At 70.6% G+C, this 18,432-nt stretch carries 17 protein-coding genes; 8 read left to right on the plus strand and 9 right to left on the minus strand.

From position 1 onward, the window contains the following. Positions 1-16 precede the first annotated feature (16 nt). The 3 genes from ACTWPT_RS10650 to ACTWPT_RS10660 all read left to right on the plus strand — a co-directional run bounded on the left by ACTWPT_RS10650 (position 17) and on the right by ACTWPT_RS10660 (position 4,182). On the plus strand, positions 17-913 hold the full coding sequence (locus ACTWPT_RS10650) for an alkaline phosphatase family protein (protein WP_443177115.1): 897 nt from the start codon (positions 17-19) through the stop codon (positions 911-913). Positions 914-995: 82 nt separating this feature from the next. Then, positions 996-3,566 (plus strand): PEP/pyruvate-binding domain-containing protein, encoded by a 2,571-nt coding sequence (locus ACTWPT_RS10655; RefSeq protein ID WP_443177116.1) that lies wholly within the window; start codon positions 996-998, stop codon positions 3,564-3,566. A gap of 4 nt (positions 3,567-3,570) precedes the next feature. Beyond that, on the plus strand, positions 3,571-4,182 hold the full coding sequence (locus ACTWPT_RS10660; RefSeq protein WP_443177117.1) for a class I SAM-dependent methyltransferase: 612 nt from the start codon (positions 3,571-3,573) through the stop codon (positions 4,180-4,182). 40 nt (positions 4,183-4,222) lie between these two features. Here ACTWPT_RS10660 and ACTWPT_RS10665 read toward each other — a convergent pair whose 3' ends face one another. From ACTWPT_RS10665 to ACTWPT_RS10690, 6 genes are all read right to left on the minus strand, one after another. Continuing rightward, entirely contained in the window at positions 4,223-5,092 is an 870-nt protein-coding gene (locus ACTWPT_RS10665) for a sugar phosphate isomerase/epimerase family protein (RefSeq protein ID WP_443177345.1), read from the minus strand. Between the two features lie 59 nt (positions 5,093-5,151). Further along, positions 5,152-6,315 carry a dihydrodipicolinate synthase family protein gene (locus ACTWPT_RS10670; RefSeq protein WP_443177346.1) on the minus strand — a complete coding sequence of 388 codons (1,164 nt, stop codon included), beginning with the start codon at positions 6,313-6,315 and terminating at the stop codon, positions 5,152-5,154. Beyond that, positions 6,315-7,460, minus strand: coding sequence for a Gfo/Idh/MocA family protein (locus ACTWPT_RS10675; RefSeq protein WP_443177118.1), 1,146 nt, complete (start codon positions 7,458-7,460; stop codon positions 6,315-6,317). The genes ACTWPT_RS10670 and ACTWPT_RS10675 overlap by 1 nt, the downstream gene beginning before the upstream one ends. Before the next feature lie 529 nt (positions 7,461-7,989). Further along, positions 7,990-9,210 (minus strand): HRDC domain-containing protein, encoded by a 1,221-nt coding sequence (locus ACTWPT_RS10680; protein ID WP_443177119.1) that lies wholly within the window; start codon positions 9,208-9,210, stop codon positions 7,990-7,992. Positions 9,211-9,268: 58 nt separating this feature from the next. Next, a complete protein-coding gene (locus tag ACTWPT_RS10685) occupies positions 9,269-9,853 on the minus strand; it encodes a DUF3000 domain-containing protein (RefSeq protein ID WP_443177120.1) in 585 nt (194 codons plus the stop codon). A 60-nt stretch (positions 9,854-9,913) separates the two neighbouring features. Continuing rightward, the gene (locus ACTWPT_RS10690; protein ID WP_443177121.1) at positions 9,914-10,123 is read right to left on the minus strand and encodes a hypothetical protein; all 210 of its coding nucleotides are present in this window, start codon (positions 10,121-10,123) and stop codon (positions 9,914-9,916) included. Between the two features lie 390 nt (positions 10,124-10,513). Between ACTWPT_RS10690 and hemE the strand changes: the two genes are divergently transcribed. Beyond that, entirely contained in the window at positions 10,514-11,470 is a 957-nt protein-coding gene (gene hemE, locus ACTWPT_RS10695; protein WP_443177347.1) for a uroporphyrinogen decarboxylase, read from the plus strand. A 21-nt stretch (positions 11,471-11,491) separates the two neighbouring features. Here hemE and ACTWPT_RS10700 read toward each other — a convergent pair whose 3' ends face one another. Next, positions 11,492-12,463: a DUF4349 domain-containing protein gene (locus tag ACTWPT_RS10700; protein ID WP_443177122.1), complete on the minus strand. Its 972-nt coding sequence runs from the start codon at positions 12,461-12,463 to the stop codon at positions 11,492-11,494. A gap of 140 nt (positions 12,464-12,603) precedes the next feature. On the opposite strand from ACTWPT_RS10700, the gene hemG reads away from it, so the two are divergent. The 3 genes from hemG (at position 12,604) to ACTWPT_RS10715 (ending at position 15,691) form a co-directional block, all read left to right on the plus strand. After that, positions 12,604-14,007 carry a protoporphyrinogen oxidase gene (gene hemG, locus ACTWPT_RS10705; RefSeq protein ID WP_443177123.1) on the plus strand — a complete coding sequence of 468 codons (1,404 nt, stop codon included), beginning with the start codon at positions 12,604-12,606 and terminating at the stop codon, positions 14,005-14,007. A 5-nt stretch (positions 14,008-14,012) separates the two neighbouring features. Next, positions 14,013-14,714 carry a hydrogen peroxide-dependent heme synthase gene (hemQ, locus tag ACTWPT_RS10710; protein ID WP_443177124.1) on the plus strand — a complete coding sequence of 234 codons (702 nt, stop codon included), beginning with the start codon at positions 14,013-14,015 and terminating at the stop codon, positions 14,712-14,714. 158 nt (positions 14,715-14,872) lie between these two features. Continuing rightward, positions 14,873-15,691, plus strand: a complete 819-nt coding sequence (locus ACTWPT_RS10715) for a hypothetical protein (protein ID WP_443177125.1) — start codon at positions 14,873-14,875, stop codon at positions 15,689-15,691. Between the two features lie 162 nt (positions 15,692-15,853). On the opposite strand, the gene msrB is transcribed toward ACTWPT_RS10715, so the two are convergent. Continuing rightward, positions 15,854-16,255: a peptide-methionine (R)-S-oxide reductase MsrB gene (gene msrB / locus ACTWPT_RS10720; RefSeq protein ID WP_443177126.1), complete on the minus strand. Its 402-nt coding sequence runs from the start codon at positions 16,253-16,255 to the stop codon at positions 15,854-15,856. 390 nt (positions 16,256-16,645) lie between these two features. On the opposite strand from msrB, the gene ligD reads away from it, so the two are divergent. Beyond that, positions 16,646-17,647: a non-homologous end-joining DNA ligase gene (ligD, locus tag ACTWPT_RS10725; RefSeq protein ID WP_443177127.1), complete on the plus strand. Its 1,002-nt coding sequence runs from the start codon at positions 16,646-16,648 to the stop codon at positions 17,645-17,647. A gap of 55 nt (positions 17,648-17,702) precedes the next feature. Here the strand turns inward: ligD and ACTWPT_RS10730 are convergent, their stop codons facing one another. Then, positions 17,703-18,407: a helix-turn-helix domain-containing protein gene (locus ACTWPT_RS10730; RefSeq protein WP_443177128.1), complete on the minus strand. Its 705-nt coding sequence runs from the start codon at positions 18,405-18,407 to the stop codon at positions 17,703-17,705. Positions 18,408-18,432: the final 25 nt, after the last annotated feature.

Below are 18,432 nucleotides of genomic sequence, written 5' to 3' on the forward strand. Positions count from 1 at the left end.
ACCTAGGAACAAAGTCTTGGTCGTCGGGATGGACGGCCTGCGGTTCGACCTGCTCGCCGCCTCGGGCGCCCCCGTGCTGACCGCGTTGATGTCCACCGGCGCGTACGGCACCAGCCTGCTTCCGTACGGCGAGGCCGGCGCGCCGCGTACGGAGTCGCCCGGCGAGGTCGTGCCTATGCGCCCGGAGCCGGGGGACGGCGGCCGGGTCATCGAGTCCCGGACCGATTCGGGGCCGGGCTGGTCGTCCATCGCGACCGGGGTCTGGCCCGACAAACACGGCATCGTGGACAACGGCTTCGCCGACCCCCAGTTCCAGAAATTTCCGGACTTCCTGACTCGTGCGAAGAATGCTCGGCCCGACCTCGTCACCTCCGCGTTCTTCTCGTGGGCGGCGCTCGCCGAGCACGGCGCCTTCGGTCCGGCCATCGACCACCGGTTCGTGCTGGACGGCTACACGGTGGGCTGGGCCGAGGCCGACAAGCAGGTGACCGAGGCCGCCGAACGGCATCTGGCGCAGGACGACCCAGGCGCCGTATTCGTGTACCTGGGCGACGCCGACGAGGTGGCCCACGACGTCGGCCCGCACGGCCCCGAGTACGCCGCCTCACTCCAGACCGAGGACGCGTACCTTGGCCGGCTGCTCGACACGATCCGCGCGCGGCCGTCGTACCCGGACGAGCGCTGGACCGTGGTCGTCACCACCGACCACGGGCACGTGGACGAGGGCGGCCACGGGGGCACGTCGGACGAGGAGCGCACGGTTTTCGTGATCGCCACCCGGCTGGGCGAGGACCTGGGCGGGCGCTCGCTCGGCACGCCACGCTTGGTCGACGTGGCGCCGATGGCGCTGGCGGCACTGGAAGTGCCGATCGCACCGGAATGGAATCTCGACGGCGTGCCCCTGGGGCTCTAATCCGGAGTTCATCATCTGTTGAATTTCTGCCGGGAAGGCGTCAAACTGGGTGACAGGACGCTGAACTGCGGGAGTGCATTCGATGAACACGGCACTGGACTTCTCCGAGATCAACGCCGGGATGCTGGCCGAGGTGGGCGGAAAGGCCGCCAACCTCGGCGAGCTGACCAGGGGCGGACTGCCCGTGCCGCCCGGCTGGGTGCTCACGACGGAGGCGTACCGTCAGGTCGCCACCGGGCTGGAGACCAGCGGCGACGGGCTGGCCGAGCGCGCGCGCCGGCACCTGCTCGAGACGCCGGTGCCGGCCACCGTGCACGAGGCGATCGTGAAGCACTACGCCGCGCTCGGCCCCGACGTCCCGGTTGCGGTGCGCTCGTCGGCCACGGCCGAGGACCTGCCGTTCGCCAGCTTCGCCGGGCAGCAGGACACCTACCTCAACGTCGTGGGCGCCGAGGCGGTGGTCGACGCCGTACGCCGCTGCTGGGCCTCCCTCTGGACCGACCGCGCCGTGGCCTACCGCGAGTCCAACGGCATCGACCACGCCGCCGTACGCCTCGCGGTGGTCGTCCAGGTCATGGTGGACTCCCAGGTCGCCGGCGTGATGTTCACCGCGAACCCGGTCACCGGCCGGCGGCGCGAGACCGTCATCGACGCCAGTCCCGGGCTGGGCGAAGCCGTCGTCTCCGGCGCCGTCAACCCCGACCGCTTCGTCGTGTACGGCGGCGCCATCCTCGAACGCCACGCCGGCGACAAGAAGCTGGCCATCCGCTCCCTCCCCGGCGGCGGGACCGAGCGTGTCGAGACCGCCCACGACGGCCTCTGCCTGACCGACGCCCAAGTCCTCGCGCTGGCCCAGCTGGGCGGCCGGGTCGAGGATCACTACGGTGCGCCGCAGGACACCGAATGGGCCATCGACGCGGACGGCACGCTCTGGCTCACCCAGGCCAGGCCGATCACCACCCTCTACCCGCTGCCCGAGACCACCAGGGCGGGGCTGCGGGTCTACTTCTCGGTCAACGTCGCCCAAGGCGTGATGGGACCGATCACGCCGCTGGGGCTGTCGGCGTTCAAACTGATCAGCGGCGGTGCCGCGAGCCTGCCCGGTTCCGGCCCCGCCGACCCGCTCGACGGCCCGCCCTTCGTGTCCGTTTCAGGGCAGCGCCTGTGGCTCGACATCACCACCGCCGTACGCAGCCGCCCCGGCCGCGCCATCCTCCCGCGCGCGCTGACGCTCGGCGAGGCCCGCACCGCCATCGTCATGGAGCGGCTGGTGGAGGACCCTCGCCTGTCGCTCGTCCACACCTCCCGCCGCCCGTTCCTGCGCGCCCTCGCGCGCTTCGCCCACCGCGTCCATGCCCCGTCGCGTGTCCTGATGGCCCTGACCAGGCCGGATAGGGCCCTGGCCTATGCCGTCCGGCTCGGCGGAGAGCTCGACAAGAGGCTCCAGGTGCCCGATTCCGCGACCCCCGCACAGCGGCTGGATCACGCCGAGCGCATGCTGGCCGGCACGTTCCCCACCATCATCTCGATCATGCCCATCGTGATCACCGGGTACGGCCTGTTCGCGCTGGCGTCCAAGCTGTCGGGCGTGCCGCTGGCCGAGATGCAGGACGTGCTGCGCAGCGTCCCGCACAACCCGACCACGGAGATGGACCTGGAGTTGTGGGACCTGGCCACCCGCATCGAGCCGGAGCCGTTCAAGGAGCTGCCGGTCGCCGAGCTGGTGCGCCGCTACCAGGAGGGCGGCCTGCCTCCTGTCGCGCAGCGCGAGATCGCCGCGTTCCTGGACAAGTACGGCCACCGCGGCGTCGCGGAGATCGACCTGGGCGTGCCCCGCTGGTCGGAACAGCCCGCGCACATCCTCGGCGTGCTGGCCAACTACCTGCGCATGGACGGCAGCGCCGAGCTCGCCCCCGCCGCGTTGTTCGCCAAGGGCGCCGAGCAGGCGCAGGCCGCAATCGCGCACGTGGGGCGGCTGGCCGGACGCAGGGCCCGCTGGCGGGGCGCCGTGGCGAGGTTCGGGCTCCGGCGCACCAGGAAGTTCGCGGGCCTGCGTGAGCTGCCCAAGTTCTACCTGGTCAAGACGCTCGCCGCGGTACGGCACAGCCTGCGCGCGGTCGGCGAGCACCTCGTGGATCTCGGCGTGCTCCATGCGGCCGAGGACGTGTTCTTCCTGGACTTCCGCGAGGTCAGGGCCGCGCTGGGCGGAGGCGATCTGCGGGAGCTGGTGGCCGAGCGGCGGGCGGCGTACGTGCAGGAGCAGCGCCGCAGGCACGTCCCCAGGGTGCTGCTGTCCGACGGCACCGAGCCCGAGGCGCTGGCGACCGCCGCTGTGGACGGCGCGCTGACCGGCACGGCGGCCTCGGCGGGCACCGTCACCGGCGTGGCCAGGGTGGTGCTCGACCCGGTCGGCGCGCACCTGGAGCCGGGCGAGATCCTCGTCTGCCCGTCCACCGATCCCGGCTGGACGCCGCTGTTCCTGACGGCCGGCGGCCTCGTCATGGAGATGGGCGGCGCGATGTCGCATGGGGCGGTGGTTGCCCGCGAGTACGGCATCCCCGCCGTCGTCGGCGTCCCCGACGCCACCCACCGCATCAGCACGGGCCAGGAAATCGAAGTGAACGGCGCGGCGGGCACCGTGACGCTAGTGTGATCAAATGCCCGAGGCGTACTGGAACCACAACGTCCACTACCAGCGGCTGGTCTTACAGCTCGTGCCCGGCGGTTGCGAGCGCGCGCTCGACGTCGGGTGCGGCGATGGACTGCTGGTGAGCAAGCTGGCCGCCCGCGTCCCTGCCGTGACCGGCGCGGACCGCGCCGCCGACGCGATCGCGATGGCCCGGCGGCAGTACGGCGACCTGGACAACGTCACCTTCGTCGAGGCGGACTACCTCGACGACGAGAAGGGACTGCTCCCCGAGGGCAAGTACGACTTGGTCACCGCCGTCGCGGTCATCCACCACGCGGACTTCCGGGAGGCGGTGAACGGGCTGGTCCGGCTGCTGGCGCCGGGCGGCAGGCTGGTGGTCGTCGGACTCGCGAAGGACCGCACGCCCCTGGACTGGATCGTCCGGCTGACTGGGCAAGGGGCCTCGCATGTGCTCAAGGTGTTCCACGGCGGCAAGCGCGGGCCCGGCGTGCCGGGCATGCCTGCGGCGATCTCCTGGGGAGAGATCGCCCGTGAGGCCTGGCGGATGTTGCCCGGCTGCCGCTTCCGCCGCCTGCTGCTCCGCCGCTACCTGCTGACCTGGGACAAACCCGAGCGCTGACCGGGCGGCGGCCCCTTCGAGCCGCCGCCCCGAGGCCTACTTACCGACGGGCCACCACCACGTCCTCGTAGCGGGCCTTCATCGTGGCCACCACCTCGTCCGGGTCGGCGGCCCAGATGTCGGCGTTGAAGATCTCCACCTCGACGTCGCCGGTGTAACCGGCGTCCAGGACGGCACGCGTGATCGGCTTGAAGTCGATCACACCGTCGCCCATCATGCCGCGGCCGAGCAGCACGTCCTCCGGTAGCGGGTGCAGGTAGTCGCACACCTGGTAGGACGCGATCCTGCGGCCGGCCCGCGCGATGTCGTCGAACACCCTCGGGTCCCACCACACGTGGAAGGTGTCGACCACCACGCCGACCTGCTCCTCCGGGTGCGCCAAGGCGAGGTCGAGCGCCTGGCCCAGGGTGGACAGGACGGCCCGGTCCGGGCAGTAGATCGGGTGCAGCGGCTCCAGGGCCAGCTTGACGCCCCGCTCACCGGCGTACGGCGCCAGCTCCGCCAGCGCCTCGGCCACCCGCTCCCGCGCGCCCGCCAGATCGCGCGACGCGCCCGCGGCCAGCGGCTCACCCGGTTGCACACCGGGCAGGCCGCCCACGACCATCACCAGGCAGGCCGCCTCCAGTTCGGCCGCCTCGTCGATGGCACGGCGGTTGTCGTCGAGCGCCTCGGCGAACGCGCGGCGTCCCTCGTCGCCAGGCAGCCCGCCCGCCGTGAGGAAGCCTCCCCTGCACAGCGAGGACACCCGCAGCCCCGCGTCCCGCACCAGCTTGACACTCTCCGCCAGGCCCTGCTCGGCCACGTTCTGCCGCCACAGCCCGATCACCCCAAGGCCGTGCCGCACGCACCCGCCCACGGCCTCCGCCACGGACCAGCGCCTGGTCGTCCACTGGTTGAGCGAAAGGCTCAGCGGTCCTTCGGCCCTCTGAGCCAGGCTGCTGTGTCCAATGGTTCCCTCGCTTCGCTCGCTCACAGTCCATGCACCGCCAGCAGCGCCTTCATGCGGTGCACGGCCAGCTCCTGGTCGGCCAGCAGCCCGGCCTGGTCGGCCAGACGGAACACCTCCGACAGGTGCAGCAGCGAGCGGGCCGACTGGGCGCCGTTCACCATGGCGAACGCGTCCTGGTGGCCGTTCAGCCAGGCCAGGAAGACGATGCCGGTCTTGTAGTTGTACGTCGGCGTCTCGAAGATCTTCCGCGACAGCGGGACGGTCGGGTCCAGGATCTCGTCGTACGAGGCCAGCAGCCGCTCACGGCCCGCCTCGTCGCAGGCCGCCTCGGCGGCGTCCAGCACCTGGAGCGCGGCCGCGGCCGCCGGGGCGATCGCGTCGAAGATGCCGAGCAGCGCGTGCGAGCCGGTCTTGATCAGCGACGGGTAATTGAAGTCGTCGCCCGTGTAGAGCTTGACGCCCTCGGGGAGCGCGGCACGCAGGCGTACCTCGTGCTCCTCGTCCAGCAGCGACACCTTCACGCCGTCCACCATCGAGGCGTGGGCGTGGATCAGCTCCAGGAACGACTCGGTCGCCGTGTCCACGTCATGCGAGCCCCAGTAGCCGGCCAGCTGCGGATCGAACATCTCGCCCAGCCAGTGCAGGATCACCGGGCGGTCGGCCAGCCCGAAGAGCTTTCCATACACCTGGTGGTAGTCCTGCGGTCCGGCGGCCACCTTGGCCAGCTGGCGGGAGGCCATGATGATCACGCCGGCGCCCGCCGACTGGACGGTCTCCAGCTGCTCGGCGTACGCGGCCGTGATCGTGTGCAGGTCACCGGCGTCGGGCGCGTGGTCGGTGCCCGCGCCGCAGGCCACCAGCGTCCCCGGGTCGCCGAACGAGCGGGCCTCGGCGGCGCTGCGCCGGATGAGCTCCTTGGTCGCCGCCCAGTCCAGGCCCATGTTGCGCTGCGCGGTGTCCATCGCGTCGGCGATCCGCAGTCCGTGCGACCACAGGTGGCGGCGGAAGCGGAGGGTGGCGTCCCAGTCCACGGCGGCGGGGGAGCCGGGCGTGTTGTCGCCGAGCGGGTCGGCCACCACGTGGGCGGCCGCGTACACGATGCGGCTGGTCGCCGGCGTCGCCGACACCGGCCAGACCGTCGGCTCGGCCAGCGTGTACGCGCCGACGCCGGGCAGGTCGATCATCACAGCCCCGGCACCTCGATCCTGCGGCCCTCGGCGTTCGAGCGCAGGCCCAGCTCGGCGAGCTGCACGCCGCGAGCGCCCGATGCGAAGTCGTACGGGAAGGGCGCGTCCTCCACCACGTGCTTGATGAACCCCTCCCACTGGATCTTGAACCCGTTGTCGAAATCGGCGTTGTCGGGCACCTCCTGCCAGCCGTCGCGGAAGCGCGCCGTGACCGGCAGGTCGGGGTTCCAGACCGGCTTGGGGGTGGCCGAGCGGTGCTGCACCCGGCAGTTGCGCAGGCCCGCCACGGCACTGCCGTGCGTGCCGTCCACCTGGAACTCGACCAGCTCGTCTCGGTTCACGCGAACGGTCCAGGAGGAGTTGATCTGAGCGACGATGCCGCCTTCGAGCTCGAAGATGCCGTACGCGGCGTCGTCCGCGGTGGCCTGATACGTGTTGCCCTGCTCGTCCACCCGTGCCGGGACGTGCGTCACCGCGCGGGCGTAGACCGACTCGACCCGGCCGAACAGGTTCTCCATCACGTAGTGCCAGTGCGGGAACATGTCGAGCACGATGCCGCCGCCGTCCTCGGCCCGGTAGTTCCACGAGGGGCGCTGCGCCTCCTGCCAGTCGCCCTCGAACACCCAGTAGCCGAACTCGCCGCGCACCGACAGGATGCGGCCGAAGAAGCCGCCGTCGATCAGCCGCTTCAGCTTGAGCAGGCCGGGCAGGAACAGCTTGTCCTGGACCACGCCGTTCTTGACACCCTTGGCGGCGGCGGCCTCGGCCAGTGCGACCGCCTCCTGCGTGGACTCGGCGGTCGGCTTCTCAGCGTAGATGTGCTTGCCGGCCTCGATGGCCTTCAACACGGCCTTCACCCGGGCGCTGGTGACCTGGGCGTCGAAGTAGATCACGTTGTCGTCGTCGGCGAGGGCCGCGTCGAGGTCAGTGGTGAAATCCGAAATTCCATGCTTCGACGCGATATCTGCCAATTTGTCGGCATTCCGGCCGACCAGCACCGGCTTGAGCTTCACCCGGCTGCCGTCCGAGAGCGTCACACCGCCCTGCTCGTTGATAGCCAGGACGGACCGGACCAAGTGCTGGCGGTAGCCCATCCGTCCGGTGACGCCGTTCATCACGACGCCGATGGTGCGCACGCTCATTGAGGATCCTTTCAGGTCAAAGGGGAGGAAAGCGCTTTCCCGAACCGTACGGCCGTCCCACTGGGGGCGTCAAGTAGCGCCTCCCCTAACCACCCGATCACAGGGTACGGAGCGCCACTTCTCGCGTCAGTCACGGGGGTCGTAACGCCAGTGCCCATGCGGCGCAAGGCCAACTGATACCACAGAGCCGGTTGACGTGGGCTCGCGTAACGGCGGGCGTTTTGTGAAGGGGTCAGAGGCCGTTTCCTGGAGGGCCATCAACCGAAGTGCGGTGGGTGGCCATCCACGGCAACGCGTAACAGATGGGTCTTCCCACGGGTCAGAGGCTGTTTCCTGGAGGGGCGGGTGGCCATCCACGGCAACGCGTAACAGATGGGTCTTCCCACGGGTCAGAGGCTGTTGCCTGGAGGGGCGGGTGGCCGGCCACGGCAACGCGTAACAGATGGGTCTTCGGGTCAGAGGTCGTTCCCTGGAGGGTCATCGGCCGGAGTGCGGCGGGTGGCCCTCCAGGGCAACGAGTAACAAATGATCACGGGACCATCTCGAGGCGGGAAAGCGCCTTGGCAATCGGGTGGGCGGCCAGGGAGAGCTGCCATTCGCGCGCCCCCAGTTCGCGCAGCCGGGCCGTGACCGTCTCGTCCGTGATCTCGTCCGGCGGCTCCCACGTCAGCCGCCGCACCGCGTCCGGCTGCAGCAGGTTTTCCGTCGGCATGTGGTGCTCGTCGGCCAGTGCGGCCACCACGGCGCGCGCCGCGGCCAAGCGCTTGGCGGCCGCCGGGTCGCGGTCGGCCCAGCGGTTGGGCGGCGGTGGGCCATCGCCGGGCGTGCTGGGCTGGGGGAGTTGGCTGTCGGACAGGTTGCGGGCCCGGTTCACGGCGGCGAGCCAGTCGGTCATGTGGCGGCGCGCGCTGCGACCGGTGAAAGCCGAAATTTCGGTCAAGGCCTTCTTGGTGCGGGGCCCTTCAAGGGCGGCCGTGATGATCGCCGAATCGGGCAGCACCCGGCCGGGCGCGAGATCGGCCTCGCGGGCGATCCGGTCGCGCATGGTCCACAGCTCGCGCACGATGGCCAGTGCCCGGACGTTGCGTACCTTGTGAATGCCCGACGTGCGCCGCCACGGATCCGACCGAGGCGCCGGCGGCGGGGTGTTGAGCACGGCGGCGAACTCCTCGCGCGCCCACTCCAGCTTCCCGCTGTCCGCCAGCTCCCTGCGGAGCACGTCCCGCAGCTCGACCAGCACCTCCACGTCCAGCGCCGCGTACCGCAGCCAGTCCTCGGGCAGTGGTCTGGTCGACCAGTCGGCGGCCGAGTGGCCCTTCTCCAGCCGCAGACCGAGCACGGTCTCGACCATCGTGCCGAGCCCCACCCGCTCGTAGCCGAGCAGCCGTCCCGCCAGCTCGGTGTCGAACATCTCGCGCGGCCGGAACCCCACCTCCAGCAGGCAGGGCAGGTCCTGCGACGCGGCGTGCAGCACGATCTCCGCCTCGGCCACGGCCGCGTCGAGCGGGGAGAGGTCGGGGCAGGCGATCGGGTCGATCAACGCGGTCCCCGCCCCGGCCCGGCGCAGCTGCACCAGGTAGGCGCGGTTGCCGTAGCGGTAGCCCGAGGCACGCTCGGCGTCGACCGCCACCGGGCCGCTGCCCCCGGCGAACCGCTCCACGACCATGGCGAAACCGTCCGCGTCCTCGATCACCGGCGGAATGCCCTCGCGCGGCTCGAGCAGCGGCTCGACGGTACGTTCTTCTGTCACGAGTTCACCGGCCTCATGACGCGGGTGCTGTATTGACTGGTGCCCTCACTTCGTTCGGTCACTCTCCGGTTTCATCACGTCGGCGGGGCAGCGCGGCCACGTCCGGCGGGAGCGGCGGGATCCCCGCCGCCAGGCACATCAGGTCGCACCAGGCGGCGACGTGGCCGGAGAGATCCTCCTGAGCGGGTGACCAGGACGCCCGCAGCTCGAGCTCGGTCGTGACCGGGTCTTCGGCTTTGTTGCCGAACCCCTCTGACACGGCTCTTGTCACGGTACCGCCAGCGGCGGAGTAGTCGGCTTGATGTGCGTCGAGAGCCTCGGTCAGCCAGCTCCACGCGACGGGCCCGAGCAGCGGATCGGAGGTGATCTCCGGCTCCATGTCGGCCCGCACGTACGCCACCAGCCGAAACGGGCCTTCCCAGCCGCGTTGGCCGTCGGGGTCGTAGAGCAGGATCAGCCTGCCCACCGCGAGCTCGTCGTCGTCGCGGTAGACCGACGCGCCGATCGCGGCCGAGTAGGGGGCCAGCCGCTGGGGCGCGGGCAGGTCCTCCAGCTCGATCTCCGGCCTGACCTCGCACAGCCGCAGGCTCTCCGCCGCGCGCGTGAACGCCGCGGGAGGCGGTGGCTGGTCACCGAGTGTCATAGCCGAAGCGTAGGTCGATATCGGACGGAAGGGGACCACGGGGGTGCTCATCCTTGGTGATCAAGCCGCAGCCATCATGAGCCGGCGAGCCGTTCTGGTGGACTCGGCGGAGCCGAGCATGATCGCGTGGCCGCACTCGACGCAGGCCCAGTCCGGGCACTCTCCCGGCTCGTGTCCGTCGAAGCACGGCGGCTGCTCGAACAGCCGCTCACCAGCGCAGGAGGCGCAGCGCTCACTGCGGTGCTCTGGGGAACTCCACAACGCGGTCATCGCACGGGGCCTTTCCTTCGGGTCGTGGCTCCGACGTTGGCACGAGCCGCTGACAATTCCCCGCAACGCGCTCGGCGTGTCCCGAAAGTGGTCGCTGAATCGGTGCCGCGCGGTGGGTTGGCGAACATTTGACCCATTCGAGACCGGCTCTCTGGTACGCCATGGGCCGTGTTCGACCCGTGTGCGATGCCGCCGCCGAGCGGACCGGTAAACCTTCATCCTGCTATCTGATCATGATTTGGGGTGTCCGATGCATGCTTTTCCGACACCGCGCTTGCCGATGCGGGGACCGGCCTCTGAGCATGGCACCCTTGTGGGGTGAACCTCGCCGACTCAGCGTTCCTGCGTGCCTGCCGCCGCCAGCCCGTCCCGCACACCCCGGTCTGGTACATGCGACAGGCCGGCCGGTCGCTGCCGGAATACCTCAAAGTGCGCGAGGGCGTGCCGATGCTCACCGCATGCGCGACGCCGGACCTGATCGTCGAGATCACCATGCAGCCGGTCCGCCGCTACGGGGTGGACGCGGCCATCTTCTTCAGCGACATCGTGGTGCCGCTCAAGGCCATCGGTGTCGACCTCGACATCAAGCCGGGCGTCGGGCCGGTCGTCGCCGATCCCATCCGCGACGCCAAGGGGCTCGACGCGCTGCGCCCGCTGGAGCCCGGCGACGTGCCGTTCGTCACCGAGTCCATCCGGGCGCTGACCGGCGAGCTGGGCGGCACGCCGCTGATCGGGTTCGCCGGGGCGCCGTTCACACTCGGCTCCTACCTGATCGAGGGCGGCCCGTCCAAGAACCACGACCGGACCAAGGCCATGATGTACGGCGCCCCGGAGCTGTGGCACGAGCTGATGGAGCGGCTGTCCGGCATCGTGCTGGAGCACCTGCGCATCCAGATCGCGGCGGGCGCCTCGGCCGTGCAGCTCTTCGACTCCTGGGTGGGGGCGGTGGCGCCGGACGACTACCGGGAGTTCATCCTGCCGCACACCCGGCGGATCTTCGAGGGCATCGCCGGCGTGCCGCGCATCCACTTCGGCGTGGGCACGGGCGAGCTGCTCGGCGTCCTCGGGGAGGCGGGCGCCGACGTGGTGGGGGTCGACTGGCGAGTGCCGCTGGACGAGGCGGCCCGCCGGGTCGGGCCGGGAAAGGCGCTGCAGGGCAACCTGGACCCGGCGATCCTGCTGGCGCCGTGGGAGGTGGTCGAGCGCAAGGCCCGCGAGGTGCTGCGGCGGGGGCGGGCGGCCGAAGGACACGTGTTCAACCTGGGGCACGGAGTGCTCCCTTCGACCGACCCCGACCAGCTCAAGCGCCTCACCGACCTGGTCCACGAATTCGCCCTCGACTCCTGAGCCCACCGCCCTAGGGACGGGTCAAGCGGCTTCCGGGTCCGGGTCGCCCGCGCGCGGGCCCGGCGGGGGCGTCGGGATCCCGGGGCGTCGGGCGCGGTCGCGGCGGACCAGGTAGACCAGCAGCGCCACCAGAGGCAGCGCGACGATCGTCCACGGCAGCACCGCGCCCAGCACCGTGAGCACCACCTTCGTGGAGGACACCAGCCCGTTCCACCCCGCCTTGAGCCCTCCGAGGAACCCGGCGGGCTCCTCCTCGTCCGGCTCCTCCGCGACCGCGACCGGCCCGAGCAGCCGGAGCGTCAACGTGGCCATGGACACCTGGGCGGCCAGCTCCTTCTGCTGCGCCTGCAGCGATTCGAGGTCGGCCTCCCGAGCGGAGATCTCCCGCTCGACCTCCAGCACCTGCCCGATCGTGTCGGCCCGCGTCAGCAGCGCACGCAGCGACTCGAGCGCCTGCTCGGCTGACTTCAGCCGGCTGTTGACGTCGGCCACTTGCAGTGTGACGTCCTGGGTGGCCTGGTTCATGGAGATCTGCTTACCCAGGTCCTTGCCGAGCCGCCCGAGTACCCCGCCGTACCCGTTCGGCGGGATCTTGAACTCCAGCGTCGCCGAGTCCCGGGAGTCGTTGGCCGAGCTGCTCTCCTCCTTGGACAGGTACCCGCCGGCCGCGATCACGATCTGCTTGGCCTGCTCGACGGCGGCGGCGACCTGCTTGACCCGCACGGTCATGCTGCCGGTGTAGATGACCTGCCGCTCCTGCTGGGTGACCTTGACGTTGGAGACGATGCCGTCCTGGCCGCCCTGCTTCTGAGGCTGGCGCTGCTTCGCCTGGACCTCGGCGGTGGCGGCCTCGTCCCTGGCCACGTACGCGGGGGCGGGGGCTCCGGCCGCTTCCGAGGTGCTCCTCACCGTGCTGCCACTGCCACCGCAGCCCGTCAGAGCCAGGGCCGCGCAGGCGGCCGAGAGCGCGATGCCGTACCGGATTCTCCTCATGCCTCTAAGACGGCGTGCGGATCACCCCGGTTTAAGAGCGGGAATCACGGTACGGTCACTGTGTTCATGGCCTCACTCCCTCGCGGCCCTCACGGCCCCGAGCGGCTGGCCACGCCGATGAGGCGGTAGCGTCAGGAGGCGTGGAAGGGAATCGGGCGCACGTGGTCGTCGTCGGCGCGGGAATCTCCGGTCTCGCCGCCGCCTGGTATATCCGGCAGGGCGCCGGCGAGCGGGTCAAGGTGACCGTGCTCGAGGCGGGCCCGCGCATCGGAGGCAAGTTGCACACCTCGGAGGTCGCCGGGGTGAGCGTCGACGCGGGCGCCGAGGCCATGCTGGCCAGGCGGCCCGAGGGCACCGAGCTGGCCAGAGCCGTCGGGCTCGGCGACGAGCTGGTGTTCCCCGGCACCACGCAATCGGCCATCTACACCAGGGGCGCGCTGCGCCCGATGCCGAAGGGGCAGGTCATGGGCGTGCCCGCCGACCTGACCGAGCTGGCCAAGTCCGGCATCATCTCGCCCGGCGGGCTGCTGCGCGTGCCGCTCGACCAGATCCTGCCGCCTACGCTGGTGCGCACCGACGTGTCCGTGGCCGCCTACATCCGCGCGAGGATGGGCGGCGAGGTCGTGGACCGGCTGGTGGAGCCGCTGCTCGGCGGCGTCTACGCAGGCCGTTCCGACATGCTGTCGCTGGAGGCCACGATGCCGCGGGTGGCGGCCGTCGCCCGTTCCGAGCGCTCGCTGCTGACGGCGGTCAGGCACCTCGTGGAGGAGACTCCCAAAGACGCGGGGCCGGTCTTCACCTCGCTGAAGAACGGCGTCGGCGCGCTCCCCGAGGCGGTCGCCAAGGCGTCGGGGGCCGATGTCAGGACAGGGGTCACCGTACGCGAGCTGCACAGGACCGAGCAGGGCTGGCGGCTGGTGACCGGTCCGGTGCCCAGACCCGAGACGATCGAGGCCGACGCGGTGATCGTCGCTGTGCCGGGCCACGCCGCGGCCCGGCTGCTCAAGGCCGAGGCGCCCAAGGCGGCCGGAGAGCTGGCCAGGATCGAATACGCCAGCATGGCCATCGTCACGCTCGCGTACCCGCTGGACGCCTTCCCCGAGCCGCCCGCCTCCAGCGGCTACCTGGTGCCGCCCGTCGAGGGGCGGCCGGTCAAGGCGGTCACGTTCAGCTCGGTGAAGTGGCCGCATCTGGCGCAGGACCTGGTGATCCTGCGCTGCTCGATCGGCAGGATCGGCGAGGAGCACCTGCTGCAGCGCGAAGACGCCGAGCTGGTGTCGCTGGCGACGGCGGAGATGGCCGACGTGATGGGCGTGCGCGGGCTGCCGGTCGACAGCCGGGTGTCGCGCTGGGGAGGCGGACTGCCGCAGTACAACGTGGGGCACCTGGACCGGGTGGCGCGCGTGCGTGCGGCGGTCGCGATGCAACCGGGCCTGGCCGTCTGCGGCGCCGCCTACGACGGCATCGGCATCCCGGCCTGCGTCGGCACCGCCCGCACTGCGGCCGCCCGGATTCTCGACCACCTGTCTCTGCGAGGAGAATAAGAACCATGACAGAGGCAGCTCCGCGGCTCAAGGCCCGCGATCTCAACCAGGTGATCCGTTACACGATGTGGTCGGTCTTCCAGGTGACCGAGCCGTGTCCCGTCGACCGCGACGGCCTGGCGGGCGAGGTCGAGGAGTTGCTGGAGCAGGCGGCCGGCAAGGACGTCGTGACCAGGGGGGTCTACGACGTGGCCGGGTTGCGGGCCGACGCCGACTACATGTTCTGGTGGCACGCGCCCACGCCCGAGGACCTGCAGGACGTCTACGCCAGGTTCCGCCGCACCACGCTCGGGCGGCACAGCAGGCCCGTGTGGTCGGCGATGGCGTTGCACCGGCCGGCCGAGTTCAACAAGTCGCACATTCCGGCGTTCCTCGCGGAGGAGGAGCCGCGGGCGTATGTGAGCGTTTATCCGTTCGTCCGCTCGTACGAGTGGTATCTGCTGGAGGACTCCGAGCGGCGGGCCATGCTGGCCGAGCACGGCAGGATGGCGCGCGACTATCCCGATGTGCGGGCCAACACCGTGTCCTGCTTCTCGCTCAACGACTACGAGTGGATGCTGGCGTTCGAGGCCGACGAGCTGCACCGGATCGTCGACCTGATGCGTACGCTGCGGGGCGCGCAGGCCCGCCGTCACACCCGCATCGAGATCCCGTTCTACACCGGCGCCCGCAAGCCGGTCCGCGAGCTGGTCGCTGCCCTGCCGTAATCCGCGGGCCCGAGCCCCGCGTCCTTGATCGGGGGAGAGTCAGATCCAAGTTGGCGATCCAACTGAAGTGATCTACCCCCTTTGTCACAATCAGGGAAATCCCTTGTTCGTGGGATGTGACGTGCGGTGGCACGTTCCACGGGGGCAAGGAGGGGCGGGTGGAGACATCCGGAGGGCCGGGCCGCAGACGGGGCCCGGCCGGTCGGCACGTTGCGGGTCGCTCACGGCACGGGCGGCGGCGTCGCCGTGCCGGGCGGCGGGGGCTGCTGCTGCTGGGGGCGCTGGCGCTGGCCGGCGGGGTGGCGGGGCTGCTGGGCGCCAACGGGATCTTCGGCGGGGCACCGGTGGCCTCCGGGTTGCCGGCGCAGCCCGGGCGGCACGCACGGGCGGAGGAGGCGAGCCCGTCCGCGGCGCTGCCCGGCCGGGCGGGCGCGGCGAGCCCGAGGTCGAGTGCGCAGGCCAAGGCGCGCGAGGTCGAGCAGGCCGTGCCGAAAGAGACCAAGAAACCTGTGCGGGAAGAGAGTCCCGACGTAGTGGAGGGTTCTGCCGATCCTGACGTGGTCGAGGGTTCGGCGCCGCCAGAGGAGGCCCCGGAGGAGGCGGTGCTGCTCGTGCCGGGGATGGACGACACCGATGGCTACCGCGCCGACGGGCCCTCGCCGCACACGGACCGGCGGGCGGCGGAGTATTTCCGTACGCACTGGGGCCCGGATGACAAGGCGCTGAAACGCCTCAAAGACATTCGTACCATCGGCGGATATTTGCGGATTTATACCGATTTACCAGAAACGGCACACAATTCCCCTCACGCCATAACGTTGTGCAAGCGCGGCCTCGCCTACCTGAAGGCCGCCGGGGTGGCCAAGCCGGTGGTGTTCGTGCAGGCCAGGTTCGGGGGGAACGGCAACCCGGTGCTCGCCAACATCCTCGGCCCCTCCGACCGGAGTTGCAGCGTCACCCACCCTGCGCCGGACTGAGTAGTCACCGCACTCGCACACGTGTCTTCGTGCACACCTCGCACCGCTGGGTCACGATGCGACCAATGGTCTCTATCGCCACCCACCGGTGGCGGAGATGGAGGAACCACACGCGGGGACTTTACCCGTGGCAGGAGGTTGGTACGCGGAGTCGCGAATCGATCACGCCTTGGGCTCGAGCCGCAGCGAGACCGAGTTGATGCAGTAGCGATCATCGGTCGGAGTCGGATACCCCTCACCGCGGAACACGTGCCCCAGATGCGAGTCGCACCGGGCGCACCGGACCTCGGTCCGGACCATGCCGTGACTGTGATCCTCGATCAGGGTCACCGCGTCGGAGTCGGCAGGCGCGAAGAAGCTCGGCCACCCGCAGTGGGACTCGAACTTGGTGTCGGACCGGAACAACTCAGCCCCGCAGGCGCGGCACGAGTAGACGCCCTCGGTCTTGCTGTCGACGTATTCCCCCGTGAACGGGCGCTCGGTCCCGGCTTCCCTGAGGACGTGGAACTCCTCGGGGGCAAGCTGGATCCGCCACTCGGCCTCGCTCTTGACGACCTTTTCCATACGTTAAGAGTACGAGATCCGAGCAACTAGAGATCAGGCAAAAAGAGATCTTCGCAGGGTGAAGCATCCATTCTGGGAAGAATTCGCGTCTTTGTAGGCAAGGGGGTGTCATCGCCTCCTGCCAAGGGGTGAGATCGTCCGCAGATCCCGCCAAGCGGCACAGCCCACGCCCGTGCTGGAGCCGCTGGGGATCGTCGCGGCCGACCGGGTGGCGCGCCAGCGCCCGGGACGGCGAGGGACGATCTGTTGGCCCGCCCCGTCGAGCCCTCGGTCCCGCCACCGAGGCGGCTCCGGGGCGGGCCCGCCCTGCTCTGCACTCCCTCGCCAGGCGACGGCATTCCCTCCTCGGGTGACGGCACTTCCTTGCGCGGAAGCGGTAGGTTCGGGGGCATGGCATCGCCGTTCATAGAGCTCGAGGTCGGCCAGCGGACCGTAAAGGTCACCAACCCCGACAAGGTGTACTTTCCGGAGATCGGCGCCACGAAGCGCGAACTGGTCGAGTACTACGTGAGCGTCGGCGACGGCGCTCTGCGGGCGCTGAAGGACCGGCCGACCAACCTCAAGCGCCACCCCGACGGCGTGCAGACCGAGGCGATCTACCAGAAGCGCATGCCGCCCAAGCACCCCGACTGGCTCGAGTCGGTCACCGTCACGTTCCCGAGCGGGCGGACGGCGCAGTCCCTGCGGGTCACCGAGGTGGCCGCCATCGCCTACTGCGCCAACCTGGGCACCATCGACTTCCACCCCTGGCAGGTGCGGGCCTCCGACGTCGAGCACCCCGACGAGCTGCGCATCGACCTGGACCCGCAGCCGGGCCTGGACTTCGACGCCGCGCGCAAGGCCGCGTTCCTCACCAGGGAAGTGCTGGGCGAGCTGGGGATGACCGGGTTCGTGAAGACGTCGGGCAACCGGGGCGCGCACATAGCCGTGCGCATCGAGCCGCGCTGGGACTTCATCCAGGTCCGCCACGCCGGCATCGCCCTGGCCAGAGCCGTCGAGGAGCGGGACCCGGGCCTGGTGACCACGGCGTGGTGGAAGGAGGAGCGCGGGGAGCGGGTCTTCATCGACTTCAACCAGAACGCCCGCGACCGCACGGTGGCCAGCGCTTATTCCATCAGGGCCCAGCCGCACGCGCCCGTGTCGACGCCGTTGACCTGGGACGAGCTGGCGGACGCCGAGCCGCGCGACTTCGACATCCGCACGGTGCCGGCCCGCTTCGCCGAGGTGGGCGACGTGCACGCGGACATCGACGACCGGCCGTACTCGATCGAGCCTTTGCTGGAGATGTACGCCAAGGACGAACGCGGCGACATGCCGTACCCGCCCAACTACCCGAAGATGCCCGGGGAGCCGATGCGGGTCCAGCCGAGCCGGGCCAGGAACGCCGGCTAACACGTCCAAAGCCGTCGCGTGGACGAACAACTGCTCCAGGGTGCCGATGCGCTGATCAGTCGCCAGGGCCGGAGAAGGTCTGGCGATAATGCTCGGCCGCCTGGGCCATGTCGCGGCTGAGGAGGTCGAAGAACCGGCTTGCGGTCTTGAGCCGGGTGCTGGCGGGGGTTTGGGCGCCGAGGACGTCGACGCCTTCCCGGATGGTGTCGGCCCACAGCGCCATCGACCGGGTGCCTACCAACCACGCCCGGTACCAGACCTCATCGTCGATGAGGTACCGCTCGCGCCGGTTGTCACGCTCGCGTTTGACCAGCCCCAATTGCTCGAGCGCGCCGACGGCCTTGGAGATCGACGCGGGGCTGACCCGCAGCCGCTCGGTCAGGTCGGCGACGGTCAGGTTGCCGGAATCGCTGGTGAGCAGGCAGACCATCACCCTGGCCGCCATCGGCGGCCACCCTCCTGACATCAGCCCGGTCAATTTCTGCTCGTACTCCCGTACCGCGAGGGGATCACGCTCGTCGGCGTGCGCGGTGGCCGGCGTGCTCAGTGGCGGGTTCGGCCGGCGGCGGGCGCGCCATCCGGTCGCCTGCTGGGCGCGGGCCGCATGGTAGCCGTGCGGGCCGCCGTTGCGTGCGATCTCGCGGCCGATGGTCGACCTCGGCCGCTCCAGGCGGCGGGCGATCTCCGCATAGGCGAGCCCTTCCGCCAGTCCTTCGGCGATTTTGCGGCGATCCTCGTACGTCAGGCGCCCTCCTGGCATCGGTCCTCCCTCGTCGCGCGCCTGC

The sequence above is a fragment of the Nonomuraea sp. 3N208 genome, from assembly GCF_052245935.1.
GTDB lineage: Bacteria > Actinomycetota > Actinomycetes > Streptosporangiales > Streptosporangiaceae > Nonomuraea.